Source organism: Hymenobacter sp. HD11105, from assembly GCF_054051685.1.
In genome coordinates this window covers 1059673-1078877 of sequence record NZ_JBSWBR010000001.1, presented here as the reverse complement: position 1 = coordinate 1078877, position 19205 = coordinate 1059673, and the positions used below count along the sequence as shown (strand labels likewise).

The 19205-nt window shown below is 55.2% G+C and carries 12 protein-coding genes and 1 tRNA gene; 9 read left to right on the top strand and 4 right to left on the bottom strand.

The genetic code is table 11. The features are described 5' to 3' along the window. Positions 1-42 precede the first annotated feature (42 nt). Positions 43-1098, top strand: coding sequence for a hypothetical protein (locus tag ACW9KT_RS04800; protein WP_457078227.1), 1056 nt, complete (start codon positions 43-45; stop codon positions 1096-1098). A gap of 94 nt (positions 1099-1192) precedes the next feature. On the opposite strand, the gene ACW9KT_RS04795 is transcribed toward ACW9KT_RS04800, so the two are convergent. Then, entirely contained in the window at positions 1193-2395 is a 1203-nt protein-coding gene (locus tag ACW9KT_RS04795) for a cystathionine gamma-synthase (protein WP_457078226.1), read from the bottom strand. Between the two features lie 168 nt (positions 2396-2563). On the opposite strand from ACW9KT_RS04795, the gene ACW9KT_RS04790 reads away from it, so the two are divergent. The 6 genes from ACW9KT_RS04790 (at position 2564) to ACW9KT_RS04765 (ending at position 9370) form a co-directional block, all read left to right on the top strand. Continuing rightward, on the top strand, positions 2564-3499 hold the full coding sequence (locus ACW9KT_RS04790) for a DUF2167 domain-containing protein (RefSeq protein WP_457078225.1): 936 nt from the start codon (positions 2564-2566) through the stop codon (positions 3497-3499). A 69-nt stretch (positions 3500-3568) separates the two neighbouring features. Beyond that, complete coding sequence (locus ACW9KT_RS04785; RefSeq protein ID WP_457078224.1) at positions 3569-4288, top strand: TVP38/TMEM64 family protein; 720 nt, start codon at positions 3569-3571, stop codon at positions 4286-4288. Positions 4289-4403: 115 nt separating this feature from the next. Beyond that, a tRNA-Arg gene (locus ACW9KT_RS04780) sits at positions 4404-4477 on the top strand. A gap of 423 nt (positions 4478-4900) precedes the next feature. Further along, positions 4901-7588, top strand: a complete 2688-nt coding sequence (locus tag ACW9KT_RS04775; protein WP_457078223.1) for an FG-GAP-like repeat-containing protein — start codon at positions 4901-4903, stop codon at positions 7586-7588. 233 nt (positions 7589-7821) lie between these two features. Then, a complete protein-coding gene (locus ACW9KT_RS04770) occupies positions 7822-8838 on the top strand; it encodes an NAD(P)/FAD-dependent oxidoreductase (RefSeq protein WP_457078222.1) in 1017 nt (338 codons plus the stop codon). A 202-nt stretch (positions 8839-9040) separates the two neighbouring features. Then, on the top strand, positions 9041-9370 hold the full coding sequence (locus ACW9KT_RS04765) for a 2Fe-2S iron-sulfur cluster-binding protein (protein ID WP_457078221.1): 330 nt from the start codon (positions 9041-9043) through the stop codon (positions 9368-9370). A gap of 128 nt (positions 9371-9498) precedes the next feature. On the opposite strand, the gene ACW9KT_RS04760 is transcribed toward ACW9KT_RS04765, so the two are convergent. Continuing rightward, a complete protein-coding gene (locus ACW9KT_RS04760; protein ID WP_457078220.1) occupies positions 9499-9921 on the bottom strand; it encodes a hypothetical protein in 423 nt (140 codons plus the stop codon). Positions 9922-10072: 151 nt separating this feature from the next. Further along, positions 10073-16279: an alpha-2-macroglobulin family protein gene (locus ACW9KT_RS04755; protein ID WP_457078219.1), complete on the bottom strand. Its 6207-nt coding sequence runs from the start codon at positions 16277-16279 to the stop codon at positions 10073-10075. A 348-nt stretch (positions 16280-16627) separates the two neighbouring features. Between ACW9KT_RS04755 and ACW9KT_RS04750 the strand changes: the two genes are divergently transcribed. Then, a complete protein-coding gene (locus tag ACW9KT_RS04750; protein ID WP_457078218.1) occupies positions 16628-17386 on the top strand; it encodes a fatty acid desaturase in 759 nt (252 codons plus the stop codon). A gap of 3 nt (positions 17387-17389) precedes the next feature. Here the strand turns inward: ACW9KT_RS04750 and ACW9KT_RS04745 are convergent, their stop codons facing one another. Then, positions 17390-17998, bottom strand: a complete 609-nt coding sequence (locus ACW9KT_RS04745; protein ID WP_457078217.1) for a DinB family protein — start codon at positions 17996-17998, stop codon at positions 17390-17392. A 203-nt stretch (positions 17999-18201) separates the two neighbouring features. Between ACW9KT_RS04745 and ACW9KT_RS04740 the strand changes: the two genes are divergently transcribed. Continuing rightward, positions 18202-19197, top strand: coding sequence for a ComEA family DNA-binding protein (locus ACW9KT_RS04740; RefSeq protein WP_457078216.1), 996 nt, complete (start codon positions 18202-18204; stop codon positions 19195-19197). Positions 19198-19205 lie beyond the last annotated feature (8 nt).

The following is a 19205-nucleotide window of genomic DNA, read 5'->3' as shown; positions in this document are numbered from 1 at the left end:
TATAACGTATTCGGTATCCTCCCATTTTAGCATCCTACTGCAATGAAAATGTTTTCCAAGCTTGGGTTTTTGACCCTGCTCTTCAGCTTCCTTTCTCTGTCCTGTTCTAAGGAAGAAATCACTAAAAATGACAACCTGAAGACGAGCACTTCAGCGGATTGGTTTACGAGTTGCCCTGAATGTATGGGCCCTCTGGACTTAATAAAACGAGTTGATAATAAAGGCCAGAACGTAGTTTTAGGTACTGTAAAAGTATGCCGCGACGATAATAACATATGCTTTGATTACACAGCGAAAGCAGGTTCAAACATTGGTTCGGTTCAAATCGGCCTATTCGCCTCATTTGATGACTTGTATAACCGAAACAATACGCCTTCCCCTAAGAGTTTTTACCGCACTGTTAATGTCAAGCCAAATTCCCCTACTCATTCGGAGTGCATTCCTCTCACGGTAGTAAGAGACTTGTTAAACCTAAGTAGTGTAGAGGATCTGTATAATGAAGACCTTGCAGCTAAGCTCTATATCACAGCTGAAGCACAAATTTCGGGTAGCCAAGAAGGTGGTCAAGCATGGGCTGGAACGCGGGTTGGCAATGGCAAGTATCCCTTCGACCGCTATTTCGTTTTCCAATTCGCCGGCTGCAACAATAATCCTAATCCTCCGACCTGCACATACACTCAAGGCTTCTGGAAAAATCACGGCCCAAATCCGAGTGGTAACAATTCCAATGAATGGGATTATAATACCAATACGTTTGGAATGACTTTAGGCACTATTACTTATACAGCATCTCAACTCCAGAGAATCTTCGAAACTCCTGTGCAGGGCAATGGCTTGATTTCTTTGGCCCATCAGCTTATCGCCGCGAAGCTCAATGTAGCGAACGGAGCCTCTACTACGATTGCTCCGACTGCACTACCGGGTGGTGGTACTACAACTAGTATACTTGATGTTATAACTGCCGCTAACACATTGATTGGCAGCAGGGTCATACCCCCAATTGGTAGTGGCTCTCTTGCACCAAAGACTACTAGTGCTCTTACCGGGATTTTAGGAGCCTATAATGAAGGTACCATTGGCCCTGGTCACTGTGATTAGTTCCTCTCGATTGCCATCTAAGCCAACTTATAAGAAAGGGCAGCCATATGGCTGCCCTTTCTTATAAGTTGGCTTAGATGGCAATCGACAACAATCAGTTGGCTTCGGCTTGAGCAGTCATTGTTTCGCTCACAGCTGTTACGCTTCGAGCATCCTCATCTCCAATGGCCTGCCGCAGATCATCAATCAAATCCTCTACGTCTTCAATGCCCACACTGAGGCGAATAAGCGAATCAGAGAGGCCGGCCTTGCGACGCTCTTCAGCAGGTATGCTGGCGTGAGTCATGGTAGCTGGGTGACCGCAGAGGCTTTCTACGCCGCCCAGGCTTTCGGCTAGGGCAAATAGCTCCAGCTTTTCGAGCACGGCCACGGCATCTTCCTTGCGGTCGCCCTTAAGCACGAAGCTGATCATGCCGCCAAAATCATTCATCTGCTTGACAGCAATGTCGTGGTTAGGGTGATCGGCGAAACCAGGCCAGTACACTTTCTCCACTTTAGGGTGCGACTTCAGAAATTCGGCGATGGCACGGCCATTCTCGGAGTGGCGCTGCATGCGCAGGTGCAGGGTCTTAATACCACGCAGTACCAGGAAGCAATCTTGAGGGCCAGGAGTACCGCCGCAAGCATTTTGCAGGAATCGCAGGCGCTCATGCAGCTCGTCGTCTTTTACGATGATGGCGCCCATCACCACGTCGGAGTGGCCACCCATGTATTTGGTGAGCGAGTGCATCACCATATCGGCGCCCAAGTCTAAGGGCGTTTGTAGGTAAGGCGTGGCAAATGTGTTGTCTACAGCTAGCAAGGCACCAGCTTCTTTGGCCACCGCCGCAGCGGCCGCAATATCAATCACATTCAGCAGTGGATTGGTAGGCGTTTCCACCCAAATCAACTTAGTACGCTCATTTACCTTTTCGCGCACGGCCGTCATATCGTGCATAGACACGAAGTGGAACTTGATGCCCAGGGGGGCAAATACCTTCGTAAAAATGCGGTAGCTGCCACCATACAAGTCATTCGTTGAAATAACTTCATCGCCGGGCTGGAGCAGCTTCACAATGCAATCGAGGGCAGCCATACCGGTAGCGAAAGCTAAGCCGTGCTTACCGTTTTCGAGAGCGGCCAGCGAGTCTTGAAGCTGGGTGCGGGTAGGGTTGTGAGTGCGCGAATACTCATAGCCGCGGTGGTCGCCGGGCGAGCGCTGCACATAGGTGGAAGTCTGGTAGATGGGCGTCATGATAGCCCCGGTTTCGGGGTCAGGATGCACGCCAGCGTGGATGGTTTTGGTGCCGAATTTCATAGGAAGAGCTAAATAGAAAGTGTACAGTATAGGGTACCGAACAAGAGGATCCAAAGGTAGAATGTCGCGGGAGATTATTTTTTAGTGAGGAGCTTGAAGCCCATAAGAGCAAATCTCGGAATTAGTATATTCGTGGCTACATATTTTCACTACATAACCTATACTTGATTGAAACAACATCTACTCTCATTTGTGTTCAGCCTGCTTGCAATAGGCAGCTTAACGGCTGGGACTCCGACCGACTCCGCGGCCATTTGGAAAGCTAAAGTTGACTCGGTGCATGCTACACTGCATTACCAAACCGGCTTGGTCACTTTGCCCGAAAATGTGGGCGAAATCACCGTTCCAGTCGGTTTTCGCTACCTCGATCCTACCCAGAGCCAACGAGTACTTACCAATCTATGGGGTAATCCGAACGGGGAGTCGCTAGGCATGCTTTTTCCGACTACGCAGGGACCGCTTGATGAAAGCACCTATGCTTTCATTATTCGCTACGAGGAGATGGGCTACGTGAAGGACGATGACGCTGACGAAATCGACTACGACGAGCTGCTTACCGAGATGAAGGCCGATGTGGAGGAAGAAAACAAAGCACGCGTTGAGCAAGGCTACGAAACATTATCCCTCATTGGCTGGGCCGCCAAGCCTTACTACGATAAAGACAAAAAAGCCCTGCACTGGGCCAAGGAGCTACAGTTTGGCAACTCCGACCAGCACACGCTCAACTACAACGTGCGCCTGCTCGGCCGTAAGGGCGTATTGGTGCTGAATGCAGTGGGCATTCCCGCGCAGTTGCCCGAAATTCGGCAGAGCATTCCTGGCGTTATCCAGAGCGTGTTGTTCAACAAAGGCTTGCGCTACGCCGACTTCAACCCCGACCTTGACGAGGTAGCCGCTTATTCCATTGGCGGTTTGGTCGCGGGCAAGGTCCTGGCTAAGGTTGGCTTTTTTGCCCTGATCCTGAAGTTCTGGAAAGTGGGCTTGGCGCTGTTGGCGGGAGGCTTCACCGCCATTCGCCGTTTTTTTGGTAAAAAGACCACCGAAAATGCCCCCCAAGACTCCCCTGACGCCGAGCAACCGGCTCTGCCTGAGCCCGGCGCGTAGCCTTTACCGTACAGTTTACGTTCTACCTTCGGGCCGGCTGCGCACAGTCGGCCCGATTTTTTGCTGCCTATGTCTGTGATTAAAGAGCTTTTCCAAAAAAACGCCTCCACCCTAGTCTCCATGTTTCTGCTGGTGGCTATGCCGGTGCTGGGTAGCTCTTCCCTCACGTATCTGCTGTACCGCAATCAAGAGTTATTGCAGCAGTTGTCGCCTTTCCAAACTCTGCTTTACTTCGTGGTTATTGCCGTGACTATGGCTTTTGCCCTTACCCCTACCACCTTCGTGGCCCTTGTCACGGGGTTTTACTTTGGGTGGGCGGGGCTGCCAGGCATGGTGGTGGCCTATGCTCTGGCCGCGCTTGTTGGCTACCAGGTAGCGTCGTCCCTCGACCACGGCCGCATGCTCAACTTTCTACATCACTTCCCCAAGGCCGATGCCGTGATGCGAGAGTTGAAAAATGAAAGCTGGCAGCTCATTGTGCTTACTCGCATCTCGCCGGTGCTCCCCTTTGCCCTGATGACCTTTGTGCTGGCCGTCATGCGCATCGACCGGCGCAAGTTTTTGTTGGCGTCAGTGGTGGGAATGCTGCCGCGCAGCCTGTTTTTTTACTGGCTGGGTACCAAAGCTCAAGATGTAATTAGCCTCGTAAGCGACCCTGATACGGGCACGGCGGGCAAACTGCTGGTTGTGGGACTGATAATCGTGTCGGTTTTTGGTCTGTATTATATTTTCAATCGGGCTTTGCAGCGCGCCCTGAGCCGCGGCAATGAGCAAACAGCAGAAAAATAAAATCTGACTATCAGCCGCTTGCATATTTTTTGGCGAAATTTTACGCTAAAAAAGCCCCCCAGCTTGGACGTCTGAAATTTTAGCCCTTATCTTTGCGCTCCCCAAGCGGGATAATGGTTGTGTAGCTCAACTGGATAGAGCACCTGACTACGAATCAGGAGGTTTAAGGTTCGACTCCTTACACGACCACAGAAAAGCCCCTCAGCACTGCGCTGGGGGGCTTTTTGCTTAAAATGCTTTCGTTTGATTCGGGCTACCGCAGCCTTAAAAATGTTTAGTCTAGTCAGGACCAAAGTGACCTTTACACAGACTAGCAGCCCAAAATAGTCTTACAGGCAAGACTAATTCGCATTCCTTTAAGTCATAATTTGTAGAGGGAAATCATGCGACTAACTTTTTAGTCAAACTATTTCTTGACTCCATACAAGCAGCGTATTACATTTAATATAACCACCCTAGGAACGCGTTTCTAGTTTTATCTGACGCCCATTTACACTGGTGGAGGGGCCCGCGCACTCCAATTGCTTGCGCCTTTATACCTATCCGCTTATCAGGGGCTACGGGGATCTTTGGCTGTTGATTGTATTATTGTTACGCGTAGTATCCCTAGTTATGCTACACCTCTTCTCTTCTCTGGGAAGCCACCGTTTCTGGCTGGCCGGCTGGCTTATTGCGACCTGCGTTGCAGGTGGAATATCAACCCTCACTTTCTCTTTTCGACCCCTAACTACCTCTGCCGCTCCCACCGAAGGCCAAGTACTTCCTTACCAACCCCAATACTTATATCCGAATCAGCTAGATGGTTATGTGGGTAAGCCATCTCCCCCTAATTCTGCCAAGCGGCAAACTACGACTGCCTCCGTACCGGCTGACACCTCGGCTATGGGCCTAGGAGTCGTTTTGGCCGATATACACCGCCGAACTTATTTTCTTTATCCGACAGCGGGGTCGAGTTCTGCTGCTATAGCCGCTCATAATCCTGAACAAGGACTGAGGGCTACCCTTAACGCCAGCGCTTATAGCGTGGCGGCTTCTGGTGCCGGGTCTGCTCCGGCGTGGGAGCTTCACTTTACGCTCCGTGGTATTGGGCGCGGCGACAAGCTCACTATTCTTCCACAGGCGACTTCGAGTAGTTCTTTAAACGAGAACAAAGTAGTTTATCCACATGGGGCCGCCTTTGCTGTGGATTATGATAATACGCCCGCTGGCCTGCGTCAGAACTATACGTTGTACCAACGCCCCTACGGGCCAACCGGACCAGTACAGGTAAAGCTAGATCTACATACCAAGTTACAAGTTAAGGCCGAAGCCGACGGGCAGGCGCTAAGCTTGCGGCAGGCAGGGCGCGAAGTAGCGCGTTATGCCAGTTTGCTTGCCTGGGACGCAGTTGGTCGAGTATTGCCAGCCCACATGGAGCTAAGCAACGAGGGCAAATCGTTGGCCCTAGTAGTCGACGACGCCCACGCCACCTATCCGCTGATCATCGACCCGCTATTAGATACTCCAACGATTATTGCCGAGCCAGGCGCTAAAAAGCGAACCCGCTTTGGTCGGGTGATAGCGGGCGCGGGCGACGTTGATCGTGACGGCTACGCTGATGTGCTGATTGGGGCCGGCGATACGCTCAATTACCCCAGCAGAGTGTATCTCTATCACGGGAGCAAATCCGGACTAGTTTCAACCGACCCAACCGTACTCATGGCGCCTGACGGGGCCCGCTTCGGTGAGAGTATGGCCAGCGCTGGCGATGTCAATAGTGACGGGTTTGCTGACGTTATTATTGGAGCGGAGGGCACTCGGCGGGCCTTTATTTACCTGGGCAGCAGCACTGGGTTAATGACAAGCAGCCCCATCACCCTAACAACCCCTTACGGTAGCGGCCACGACTCCTTCGGGCACAGCGTAAGCGGGGTCGGCGATGTGAATGGCGATGGCTATGCCGATATTCTAGTGGGAGCTTATACTTCCAGCGACTATAATGGGCAGGCCTACCTGTACTATGGCAGCAATACCGGCTTGAACCCAGACCCTACCATGCTCATCGATTCTAAGTTGTCCTCCAGGTCTTGGTTTGGGTACCACGTAGCCAGAGCTGGCGATGTAAATAAGGACGGCTTCGCAGACATTATCATTGGTGCCCATGCTTCAAACAACACCGAGGGGCGGGCTTACCTCTACTATGGTTCGAGGGAAGGCCTGGTCACGACTACTTACACTACTTTAGTTGAGCCCGGCGCAGCCCAGTACCGGCAGTTTGGTGTGAGCGTCGATGGCGCCGGTGACGTGGATAAAGACGGCTATGATGACGTTATAATTGGAATATTAGCCGGGCAAGGCGGTACCCTAAACCGGGTCTATTTTTATAAGGGCAGTAGCACTGGACTGCACACAACCCCAGCGTTGACATTAACCGACCCTACCTTAACACCTGGCACCTCGTTTGGTCAGGATTTGGCTAGAGCTGGTGATGTAGATGGGGACGGCTATGCAGATGTGCTTATCGGGGCGTACGGCACCCGAGGAAACCGAGGGCGGGCTTATCTCTACCACGGCTCCAGCACTGGCCTCGAAACTACCAAGCCGGTCATATTGAATGAGCCCCCAGGCACGACCGGCGAGCTATTTGGCGTTACAGTGGCTGCGGCTGGCGATGTAAACAAAGATGGCTTCAGTGACATACTTGTGGGCGCCCCGTTCACGAACCGAAACCAGGGGCGGGTGTACCTATACTACGGCAGCGGTACGACCCCGCTCCCAGTCGAGTTGGCCAGCTTTACTGCTAGAGCAGAAGGCTCAACGGCCGTACACTTAGCCTGGACTACTGCTTCAGAGAAGAACAACGCGGGCTTTACGCTGGAACGGAGCACTGAAGGTCAGCACTTCACTTCGGTAGGCAAGATAAAAGGGACCGGCAACAACAACACCTTGCAGCGCTACACTTTTCGTGATGACCAGCTGCCAGCTGGGGCAGCCATACTGTACTACCGTCTGCGTCAAACCGACTTTGATGGCACCCTGAGCTACTCGCCCGTGCGATCCGTCACCGTACCTAAATCCGAAGCCAGCTTTGAGGTGTACCCCACGGTGGCTACAGCCGGGCGGGCCTACTATCGCTATACTGGCCGCACCAGCGCGGCTACTCTGGAGGTGATTGATCAGCGGGGGCAAGTGGTGCGTACGCTAGCTCTGAACAATACCAGCGAGGGAGATCTTTCCTTGACTGGACTACCCAGCGGTCTGTATGTAGTGCGCTACCACAGCGAGGGAGTTCGCTATCATAGCCGCTGCATAGTAGAATAGGGCTGGCAAAAGGGCGATGGCAAGAAGGGCTGCGCCGTGCTGGCGACCAGCTTACCGTACATTTTGCCCCCCAATGCCGAAAACGCGGCCCGTTGAACTTATCTTTGCGGCGGCAAATTCGGAGCTAAGCCAGTCTGCACCAATAATAAGGGCGGGCCCAACGATTCCGGGACTTTGTTTGTTATTCAGACGGCCGTGGGCCGTTTGATTGTTTCTCGCTGATTCTTGTTTGCATGGTGAATACTATTTCGACCGATATCTGTATAATCGGAGCTGGCCCGGTGGGGCTGTTTGCAGTATTTGAGGCCGGTTTGCTGAAGTTGCGCTGCCATGTGGTGGACGCGCTGCCCGCCGTAGGAGGTCAATTGACCGAGATTTATCCTAAGAAGCCCATTTATGATATTCCTGGCTTTCCCGAGGTGCTGGCCGGCGACCTAGTGCGCAACCTAATGCGGCAGATTGAGCCCTTCCACCCCACCTTCACGTTAGGTGAGCGGGTAGAGCGCTTTGCTAAGCTCGACGATGGCTCCTTTCAGCTTTTTACCACCGATGGCACCGAGGTGCTGTGTAAAGCCGTAGCAATTGCTGGCGGCTTGGGTTCGTTTGAGCCCCGCAAGCCCGCCATTGATGAGCTGGAGCGCTTTGAGCAGGGCCGCGGCGTGTACTACATGGTGCGCGACCCCGAGACCTTCCGCGACAAGCGCATTGTAATTGCCGGCGGTGGCGACTCGGCCCTCGACTGGACGATCTTCCTCGCTGATGTTGCCAAAGAGGTGACGCTGGTGCACCGCGGCACCACGTTTCGCGGCGCCGCCGACTCGGCCGAGAAGGTGAAGAACCTGCACGAAGCTGGCCGCGCCCGCCTCGTACTCTCATCCAATGTGACTCACGTACATGGTATCGACCACTTGGAGGCCGTGACCATCACCGCCAACGACGGCACCACCGAGAGCTTGCCCGTGGATGCCTTTATTCCCCTGTTTGGCCTCACACCTAAGCTTGGCCCTATTGGCGAGTGGAACTTAGGTTTAGACAACGACGCGGTACAGGTTGATACCCTCGATTACTCGACTTCGGTACCCGGAATTTTTGCCATCGGCGACATAAACACGTATCCGGGCAAGCTCAAGCTGATTTTGTGCGGCTTTCACGAAGCGGCGCTCATGGCGCAAGGTGCTTACAAGTACATGTTCCCCGATAAGAAGTACGTGCTTAAGTACACAACTGTAAACGGCGTGCCTACCATGTAATTTGGGCTCATTGTCAGCCCTGACACAGCGTACCCAAAGCAGGACCTTCTCACAAAAGAACGACAAGCGTACAAACGCTTCGTGCTAATGTGAGAAGGTCCTTCGTTTGTCAGGAGGATGATTTATTTGCTGAGCACCAATTTTAATTGATAAGTTTGGTGCTGCGACGACTGACGACCAACCCTCAAGGACCAATAAATAGATGACTGACGCTACCGAAGTTCGAGTGTACGTGGAGGAGGCGCCGGGCCAGCGGCGCGAAATAGAGGCTCCTACCGACATGAGCCTGAGCCTGATGGAGGTACTCAAGGCCAGCGGCTACGACATTCAGGCCACTTGCGGAGGCATGGCGCTATGCGCCACCTGCCACGTAGAAGTATTGGCTGGCCCGGCTCTCAATGACCCCAGCGACGACGAGATGTACATGCTTGAAACGCTGCCCGTACTCAGTCCAGGCAGCCGCCTTTCCTGCCAGATCCGCATCACGCCCCGCCTCGATGGGCTAGTAGTGCGCCTGATGCCAGTTATTTAACTCCGCATATCTTTCGACCCATCATACTATACAAAAAGCCCCCCAGAATTAGTCTGGGGGGCTTTTTGTGTTTTAAGTAACTACGGAGGTTAATCAGCCTTCTCTATTTTGGCTTTGAGGGTGACCTCCTATCTGCGGCGACGAAACTTTTTGTGGCTGATGGGCGATTTCCGCTTGACAGCAGGAGCCACTTTAGGCTGAGACTGGGATGTAGTAGAAATAACGTGGGGCTCCGTGGCGGGTACCTGGGGGGCTTTTTTAACTTCCTCCGCAACGGTGGCTTCGGCTGCTGCTACACCTTGAGCGGTAATGTTGGCGGAGGCTTGTTTGGCTTCTTGCAGAGTCAGGGCAGCTTGTTTGCGGCGCACTGGCATCAGCAGATCCCGCTCGACGCGCTCCCGAGCGGAGAGCTTTTCCTCACCCGGCAAAGCAGGCGTAACAGGTACTGTAAAGTGACCAGAAGACTTAGGAACTTGAGTAGTTTTCTTGCCTTGGGCAAGCACCGGTGCGCTGCACAAAAGCAGCCCGGCAAGCACATATATTTTACGCATCAACATAGCTTTAAAATGGGCTAAGAGGACGCAAAAGTAGAGCCTAAATGGTGCCCAGACAAGTAGCCATGTGCCTTAGCAACCTGCAAACGCGGTTTCCGTGCTGTCGAGGCTGTTTTTAGGGGTGAAAAAACTTGGCTGACTAAGGAGCTTAGTTAGCCCCGATTTGCAGTCTTTGCCCGGCCGAATGGCTCGTAAATTCGGGGGCATAAAGGCACTGGATCTGGCTTAATCCGCCCGAAAAATCGCCGCTTTGAGCCGCCCGCAATCGGTACTCAAACACATGAGTTCCCTTGAGCAATTGTGCCATAAAAAAGTTGGTCGCCGCGTCGCGCGGGCTCTCATAATAGCCCAAACCTCCCTGGTAGCGATAGCCCGACACCTGGCTGATCAGCTCCAGCCCGGCGGCCCGTTGGTCCTTCAGATGCACGTATTCCAGAGTACGGTCGGTGCGCAGCGTCAGGCGCACTACGAGTACCTCTCCTACCCGCAATGGCGTAGCGGACGTGAACGGTTCCAGTACTGGTCCGCCGGCGGTGCGCCGCTCCCGAAATAGCTGACGCTCTAGCTGTAAAGGTGTGGCAGCAGGCGTTATCTTATCCAGCTGCTCGAAGTATTGCCAATAAATTGCCCCCCAGGCCACGCCCGCGTCAGTCTTTTTCACAGTCACTTTGCCCTGGGCCGGCTGGATGGAGGCGCCTGCGAACGTCGTTTTGAAATAGCCAGTGCCGGCCTGCTGATTGGTAGGTTGGACAGGCGCGCCGTCGACTGTTACTTGAATAGGCGCGGTGGGTTGCTGCAGCCAGTCGGAGCCGCGCAGCAGCAGGGCGTAGCAGGCGTCGGCGGTGGCGCGGGTGCTTTCCCAGTTTTGTGTTTGCTTTTGCTTGAGCAGCCAAAGCTTCATTTCATCCACCGACTTCTGGTCGTTCTGCACTTCGTCGAAGGCCTCAATTAAGGTAGCCTGGGTTTCAGTGGGTGCCTCGCGCCAGTAGTAGCCGCCGCGTACTTCTTTCCAGTACATACCTAATTCTGGAGAATGTAGCGCGTTTTCGGTGAGGGCTTGCATAATATTGCGCACGGGCGTGGGGGCCGTTTTGCCGCGGTGCAAGGCTAGTGCTGTGAGGGCTTGCAGGTAGCGCGTCTGGGCGGGCCAGTAGGTGCCGGCTTGCCCGCGGTAATAATCGTAGGCAGGCTGCACCGACTTAGCTACGGCCTCGTTTGGCCAGAAACTGCGCGCGTATAGGGCCTGAATGTGCAGATCGGCGAGGTGGTTTTGCTTTAAGTCAATCTTGGGCTGCTTGCGCAGATTGTCATAGTCGCGCTGCATTTGCTCATCGAGGTAACGCAGGGCGTTGCGCAAAATTTGCCCCCCAATCTGGTTTTGGCTGGCATCAAAGGCACCTAGCTTGGTTAGCTTGCCAAACCCCGCCACTATGAGTTGGGTGATATAACGGTCATCGGGCATTTTTTCAAACCAAGGGAAGGCGCCGTTAGGCTTTTGCATCTGGGCCAGCTTGGTGAGGGAGCGGGTGGTTTCTGCTTTCAGGCGCGGCTCGTCGAACAGTTCCGTGAGGCGGCGCATGCGCTCCGTCTCCGACTGGGCGTCGCGGACCCAAGGTGTTTCTTGCAGCAGTAGGTTCTTCAGCTCCTGGTTTTGCTCTAGCTTGCTAGCCAGCACGGCTTTGTCGCCGGCTTGGGAGGCTCGATTCCATTCCGCTAGCATCGTTTTGAAGCGCGGATTACTTTGCAGAATCTTGGCTGCCAGCAGATTAGCATATAACCGACTGAAGATTTGCTCTGAGCACTCGTAGGGGAACTCCATCAGGTAGGGCAGCGCCTGCACCGCGTACCAGGCCGGATTCTGGGTCATCTCCAGCGTGAGCGAGTAGTTGCGGCGCGTGGGCGAGGTGGTGCTGGTCAGCTTTTTCAACTCAAACTCCCGCGTGGCCGGTCCCACTATCGGTAGCGGCAGACTCTCCGTGACGAGCAGGCGGTTGGGCAACACGGGCAGCGTATTTTCTTCCCCATCGGAGTAGGTGGCACTCTGGGGGGCTTTTTTGGCTTTGCGCTTGGTCTGTTTTGGTGCATTTGTCTGGGCCACTACGCGGTAGGTGATGGCTTCCAAGGGCACCCGGCCTTCGGCGGTTTCGGGAATGGCGAGGTTCCAGGCAAGGGCGCTGCTTTGGTTGGCCTTGAGGTCAAACGGGAGGTTTGCTGCGCTTATAAGTACGGTGCCTTCCAGCGGCTGCTGGGTGCGGGCATCGAGCAGGAACAGCTGGGCCGTTCCCTGCATGGGCTGGTCGGTGAGGTTGCTGAGCTTGGCGGTCAGGCGCAGTTGGTCGCCTTCGCGGAAGAAGCGCGGAGCATTGGGTGTCACTTGAAGCTGCTTTTGCGTCACCAGTTCCCGGCGCAGCAGGCCGCTGTGCAGCTGCTGGTTGTGGGCTAGAGCTAGGAGCTGCCAGCGCGTTACGGCTTCGGGCATCTGGAATTCCAGCACGGTTTCGCCTTGGGCGTTGGTTCGGAGGTCGGGCAGCCAGAAGGCCGTTTCGCGGAAGTCTTTGCGGGCTTGGACGGCGGTAAGGTTCGGTTGCTTTGGGGTAACGGTAGCTACACTACCTGTCAGCTGTCTTTCCTGCTGCGTTTCGTAGCCAACGACGACCACCTCATTAAGCGCCTGTTTCGACATAGCCGCTGGTGGCGCAGCTGCCATTGCCATATCGTCGGTATTACCATGTATCTGAACTTCTTCGTCTCGCTTTACAACCAAAGGAGTAAATTTTACTCTCTGACCGACTCCGACTTTCTGAATATGATCCGCATCCTCCCCGTCGAAGCCCCACATATTGATATGCGGATAATCAATGCCGCGCACATTCGGCCCGTACACGATCTGGTTCATCAGCCCTTCAGATTCCCGCATCTCAAACCGGCCTTGCCAGGCCAGCAAGGCAGGATAATAAGGTTTTGGAAAGTCTAGATTCGTGAAGCTATGCGGGCGGAATGCGTCCAGCGACTGGTCGTAGAGCGTGGCGAGCAGCTCGGCGTCGGCGGGCTTACCATTCGTTTGCTGAACGGTGATGCGCCAGGTTTCACGCTGGCTAGGTTGCAGCTTATCGCGGAAGGTGGCTATGCTGAGCACCAGCGGGGCGGGTGGCGTGGCTATCTGCATCATGGCCGAATGGGTATAGAGGCGGTTGTCGCGCACTTGGGTAGTGTGCACGTACATCTGCGTTTCGCCGAGGCTTGCCGGCACCGGAATTTCTACTAAGCGCTGTTCGCCAGCCGCCAGCGTGAGCCATTCGCGGCGCAGCGTTTCGCCTTTAGCCTCTGCTTCCAGCAAAATGCGCGCACCAGTTTCCGAGCTACCTACTAGAAAGCGAGCCGGTTGGCCGGGTGCCACGCTGTCCTGAAGAGTAACAAACCAGTTAGGCGTGGGGACGGGCAGCGTTTTGGCTGAGGGCGCATACAGGGTAAACCGCTGCTCCGTTTTGGCTGGCTGACTGTTGGTGACAGTCGCAGTAGCTTCCAGCACGTAGCGGCCTGCAGGTTGCTGAACTAGTGGCGCGGCCAGCAGCGGCAGGAGCGGCGATTTTTCGGTGTCAAATTCCTGGGTTAGCACCAGCGTGCGGGCCCAGGTGCTGTCGTTGTCTTCCTTGGCGTAAGCATCCAGCGGAAACAGGCGCTTGAACTCGTCCGGGCTCAGGGCTTCGCGCTCGGGTCGTTCCCAGGCTCTGGGGCGCAACGCGCGGGCCGGGGGCATGAGGCGGTAAAGCTGGAGCGTGCCACGAATGGGCATCGGCTCGCCGGTAGCGTTGGTGCTAAACAGGCGGATGGGGGGCATTTTTTCGCGGTTTAGTAGCTCTGGCAGTTCCAGGCGCAAGGTGAGTGCTTCCTTGCCCACGCTCACCCGCTGCACACCCGTGCGGGTTTCGCCGGCTGCGTCGGTGACATCGGCGGTTACTTCAAACACGTAACTGGGCTCCCAGGGACCGCGCTTTTGCTGGCTGTTTCCCTCCCCTTTCGCGGTGAATTTCACCAAAAAGCCCCCCACCGAATCGGTTTGTACGGTACCGCTCATGATTTCCACTTCGGGCCGCCCGCCGCCAAACCCACGGCTAAACATGGGCCACAGCGTGCGGCGCACGACGCGGTAGCTTACCGCGGCGCCGTCAATGGGCTGGCCGGCGTAGGCGGTGGCCTTGCCGCGCATCGTTACCTCCTGCCCCAGCACGGGCGTGCCTTGCACCGGCTCAAACGTAACCTGGAAAGTGGGCCGCTTGTAGTCTTCCACCGCAAAGCTGACGCTGCCATGATCGGTTTGCAGGCTCATTTCGCCATTCAATAGGCCCGTAGGCAGCACGATGGAGCCGTGGAAAGAGCCAAACTTGGAAGTAGTGAAAGGCAAAGTCTGCACGGTTTGCGCATTTACATCTACCAGCCGCACCGATATAGGCAACTGAGTTAGCAGGCGAGATTTACCGGCGGTACTTTCGGTCAGGATACCTTTGAAATAAAGCGTTTGACCGGGTCGGTAGATGGCGCGGTCGGTGTAGAGAAATGTGCGGCGCTGGGGTTGCTCGAGCTGAGCGTTGCGGCCGCGGCGCGGGAAATAGTAGTTGCCATCCCGTACCAGCAGCGAATCAGGGCCTTTGGTGAGCAGGATGCCGCCGAGTTGGGTGTCCTGTCCTGTCGTGGAGCCTATTGGTACCGGAGTCAGGCCTTCGGCTGAGGTCGTGAGTACCGCTCCCCGACGGCTCTTATATTCCCGACTCGGTTGGTCAAAGTATCGAAAAAAGGGCGTTACCTGCACTCCAAGCAGCGGCTGACCACTTTGGCGGTGCAATACCAGTAGTTCTGGGCCCTCCTGAGTAGGGGCGCTTCGCCGAACCTGGCTTAGCTCACTCACGCTCAGTTCCGCAAATACGGTCGTCACGCCGGCCCGCTTCTGCGTCGGGTTTTCGGCCGCCGTGCTTAGCACAATCAAGTACTGACCCAGCGGCAGCGCCGGACCGGCATACTGTATGGAGTGGCTTTTGTAATCAGTCGGGCCGGGCACGTTTAACGTCCAGGCGGCGGTGGGAGCAGTAGCCAGCGCGCGGGCATATTTTTTCTGAAACGGCTGGTTTGAATATGATTCGGGGCGCTCCTGCTGGCGCATGACTAAGGCGTTGCTCACCCGATAGGCCTTGGCATAGAGCGTAGCAGCGTTGCGCACCTCCAGCTTCAGCAGCCACGGTTGCTTTGGCAGCACTACATCTTCCGTAGTAAAAGCTACTTCCACCGCCTCGATACTCCGACGCAAAGCCAGCGCATTTTGCCCCCCACGCGACTTTGGAAAGCGTTTTTCTGCTTCTAACAATAATTCTCGTGCCTGGCCTGGCTGACTTTCCTGCAGATTCTCGGCCTGTGCCACCAAGAACTCCGTTGATATCGGCAGGGTTTTGAATGTTTCCGCGCTACGGGCCATAGCAGCGCGGTATAGCTCGTCGTTGTCGGCTAGCTCCGTGTGCTCATGCACATAGCGTAGGCGCTTTAATTCCACATCGGCCAGGGACGTCAGATTTTTGGTATCTGGCAGCCGAATTGTGGTGAGCGCCTGCAATATCTGCAGGGCATGAAACTGCCCGTTCAAGGAATCGGCACCGGGCGCGGTCAGTTTTAGGCGAGCAAAATCGGCGGCAGGGCCAAACAGAGCTTTATCACTAAGCTCGAACTGTTGGGCTGGCTTGGTAACGTAAAATTCATCGTTTCCCAAGTTATCCACCGCCCGGTGAGCCAGCAAATCGTAGAGCGTGGGGCGGCGCGCTTGGCCTTCCGCATCGCCCAGGCGCACAGTGTAGTCTAGCTCCTTTAGGGTGAGTTGCTGCTGGCGCTGGGGCTCATCAGCCAGGGAAGCGCGGTAGTGCCGCACCACGGCGCTGCCCAGGCGGGCGGCATCCCAAGTGCGAATATCAGCTGAGTCGGCAGAGGCTTGGGTGGTGCGGTCGTGGAGTTGGTAGCGGTGCTGTTCGTAATAGGTGCCGTAGAGTTGAGCCAATAGGCTGTGCAAAATAGGGCGGGCCGGAAACTTGGCCGTTTTCAAATCCGCCTCCACCAAGGCAATGGCTTTTTCGTCCGATTCTTCCTCTTTGGCTCTTAGCACGCGCAGCTTATACAGCACTGCCCGCAGATACTCCGGCGTATCCTGGCGTTGCCGGGCGTGCAAGTAGATCTCATCAATGAGCTTAGCAGCAGACTCGGTCTGGTCTTTGGCTAGAAACGCATCTATCTGCCGCCACTTTTTAGGGTCGGGCGCCGAGGTGGAAGTGGGGCTAAACACGACGAGTAATAAGAAGGATAAGAAGCCGAGGAGACGCATAGGAGCACAATAAGGAAAAGCGGCGGAGTAAGTTGGCAAAAACCAGATGCGCAAATCGCTTCAATTCCATAAGCAGTAAAAGATTTTTTACTGACTCTATATCACTAAACAGACTTTCGATGAAAGACAGATAATACAAAAGGCGCATGCACTGTCCAAACGATCAGAAAGCAGTTCCATTACACAGGTTTTCCCACCTTTAATGGCCAGATTTGCTCATAAACGGATTCCGGCATATGCATTGCCCTGTTGGAAAGAAAAGCGAGATTGAATAGAAATTACGGCGATTCACAGCGCTAATTCTTTTGCAACTGCCTGCTTCCCAGTCTAGTCAACGAATCCAATAACATGAGTAAAATTGCCGCTCACTTACAACTCACCGACCAGCAGCGCCGCATTGAATTGGCTCGCCCGTGGGTACTGGCAGCCCTATATGTAGCCGCGGCTTTAGCAGGCTGGTGGTGGGTGGCGGTGCCGCTGGCAATAGCTGTATGCTTGGCGGCTTTCGTGCAGATGCACGATGCTATGCACAACGCCTTGGGCTTATCGAAAGCTGCTAATGAGCGGGTATTAACGCTGAGTGCTTTGCTCATTTTGAAAAGCGGCCACGCCATGCAGGTTACCCATCTGCGCCACCATGGCCGTTGCCTTACGGAGGATGACCCTGAAGGCGCGCCCGCTAATTGGCGGTTTTCGCGGGTGCTGTGGCAAGGCCCTTACCACATCCTGACTTTGCGCCGCGAGTCGTGGAAAATTGCCCCACACACCCGCCGCAAGCAACTTGTCGAGACGGGCTATACGGTGGCTTTGCTGGCAGCCTTTGTGGGGCTGTATATTTTTGCGGGCTCCTTGGTTGGGCTAGTTTATTGGGGCGTGGCCTTCTTTATGAGCGCTACCATGCCGATTTGGGCGTCTTATATTCCGCACCACTTGGCCGTACGCAACCCAGCGGCGCGGGCCGCGGCCGCCATAGCGCAAATATGGACACCCGTGGTGGCATCGTTTGCATTTCACCATGTGCACCACCACTATCCGCGTGTGCCTACGGCCCTTTTGCCCCGCGCGGCCGCCGAGCTACCGGCTCCGCCTGAGCACGACCACCACTAGCTCCTATTCAGCTAGCTTTGCGTCCGCCTCGTCCTGGGGACGCTTAGTGGCTTCCAACACGCGCTTTATTTGAGCTACATGACGCTCCATATGAGCAATCAGGAAGTCAAACTCATCGGTGAGGCGCAGTTGGAGCAGGGGAATAAGCGGGTTGGGAATGCGCACGCGGTTGGCATTTACGGAGCGGGCTTGCTCAATCAGATGCAGCAGCTCATCTAGCTGACGTCCAAATACTTCTATTACGGTGCGTGGCAAGCGGTTGCCGCTGGGAGCGTAGCGCTGGGGCGTTTTGAGTGCTTTCTGGCTGGCTGGTCTGCGCATGCCTTCTACCAATCGGCGGCCGATAAACCCAAATTTTACGGTGTCGGCGGGCCGGGAGCCGCGCTCAGTTGCGGCTTTGAGCTTGCGAACGATAATAGGCAGGTGATGCCCACCCACAATGTTGAGATGCTCCAAACACTGACCCACGCTCCAGGTATCAGGCGAAGGGCGGCGGTTGAGTTGATCTTCACTCAGATGGCGCAACCGCTTTGCCACCATGTCGCGCACCGACTGCACGGCGGCGGCGAGCTGATCGAAAAACTCGGTGGTGCGAACAGCAACGGATGACATAGGTGGAGGTGGTGAGCGGCAGAACGAGAATGAATACGTAATGATACGTGCTCGCAGGGTTTCCGCCAATTTTAACTACCCTCGCTTTTTCGATTATCAGGCCAATTCTTTTGTTAGGTGTTGGCTTAGCGGAAATGGCTCGGATTAGGGCTTGATTTATGCAACGGGCGGCTGTCTATTTTTAGCCTATCCAGTTAGCAATCGTGTCTAAATATCAGCGTCCGCGCAAAGCTCCGCTCCTCGCCCTGCGCGACGCGGTGCGGCGGCATTTTGGCTTCTCACGGCGTGAGACCTCCGGCTTTGTGGTGCTGCTTATCTTACTCGCGCTGTGGTTGGTGCTACCGGGCCTGCTCCGCCCGACGCTTTCTCACTACGACCCGCGACCCGATCAGCAGCACCTCGATCAGCTAGCCGCCGAGCTGGCTGCGGCCCGTCAGCCCCGCACATATGCTTCGCGCTATCCGCGCAAAAATGCCCCCCAGCCTCCCGTTAAGCGCGTTGCGCCTGCTCTCTTCGACCCCAACAGCCTATCGGCCACGGATTGGGAGGCGCGGGGCCTACCCCACTATGTAGCCCAGCGCCTGATAAAGTACCGCGATGTTATTGGGGGATTCAAAGCCAAAGCCCAGATCCGGCGCACGTATGGCTTGGCCGATTCGGTGTACGCCCGCCTTGCTCCTTATATGCAGCTGCCCGATGAACTGCCGGCCCGCGCTGCCTATGCCACAACGAAAACCAAATATCCCGATCGACCTTCGACATTTCTGGCCAGCAAATTTCCCCGCAAGCCTAGCAACCTTGTGCCCTTTGACCTGAACGCGGCCGATACCACCCAGCTCATGCAGATTCGGGGTATCGGGCGCGGCCTTTCGAGTCGGGTAGTAGCATTCAGGACGCGGCTGGGGGGCTTTTCGCGGGAAGAACAGCTGAGCGAAATCTATAATTTGCCCCCCGACCTGGTGGACAGCCTCCGCAAGTACACCTTTGTGGCAGCAGGCTTCACTCCTACACCCATCGATGTAAACAGCGCCACGCTAGCCGAGTTGAAAGAGCATCCTTACGTGGGCCTGCGGCTGGGCCGGGTGCTGGTAGCTTACCGGCAGCAGCACGGACCGTATCAGCAGGCCACTGATTTGCGCAAAATCCGCATTCTCGACGACGCAACTTTTGAAAAGCTTCAGCCTTATCTGCGGTTCTGAGTAACGCT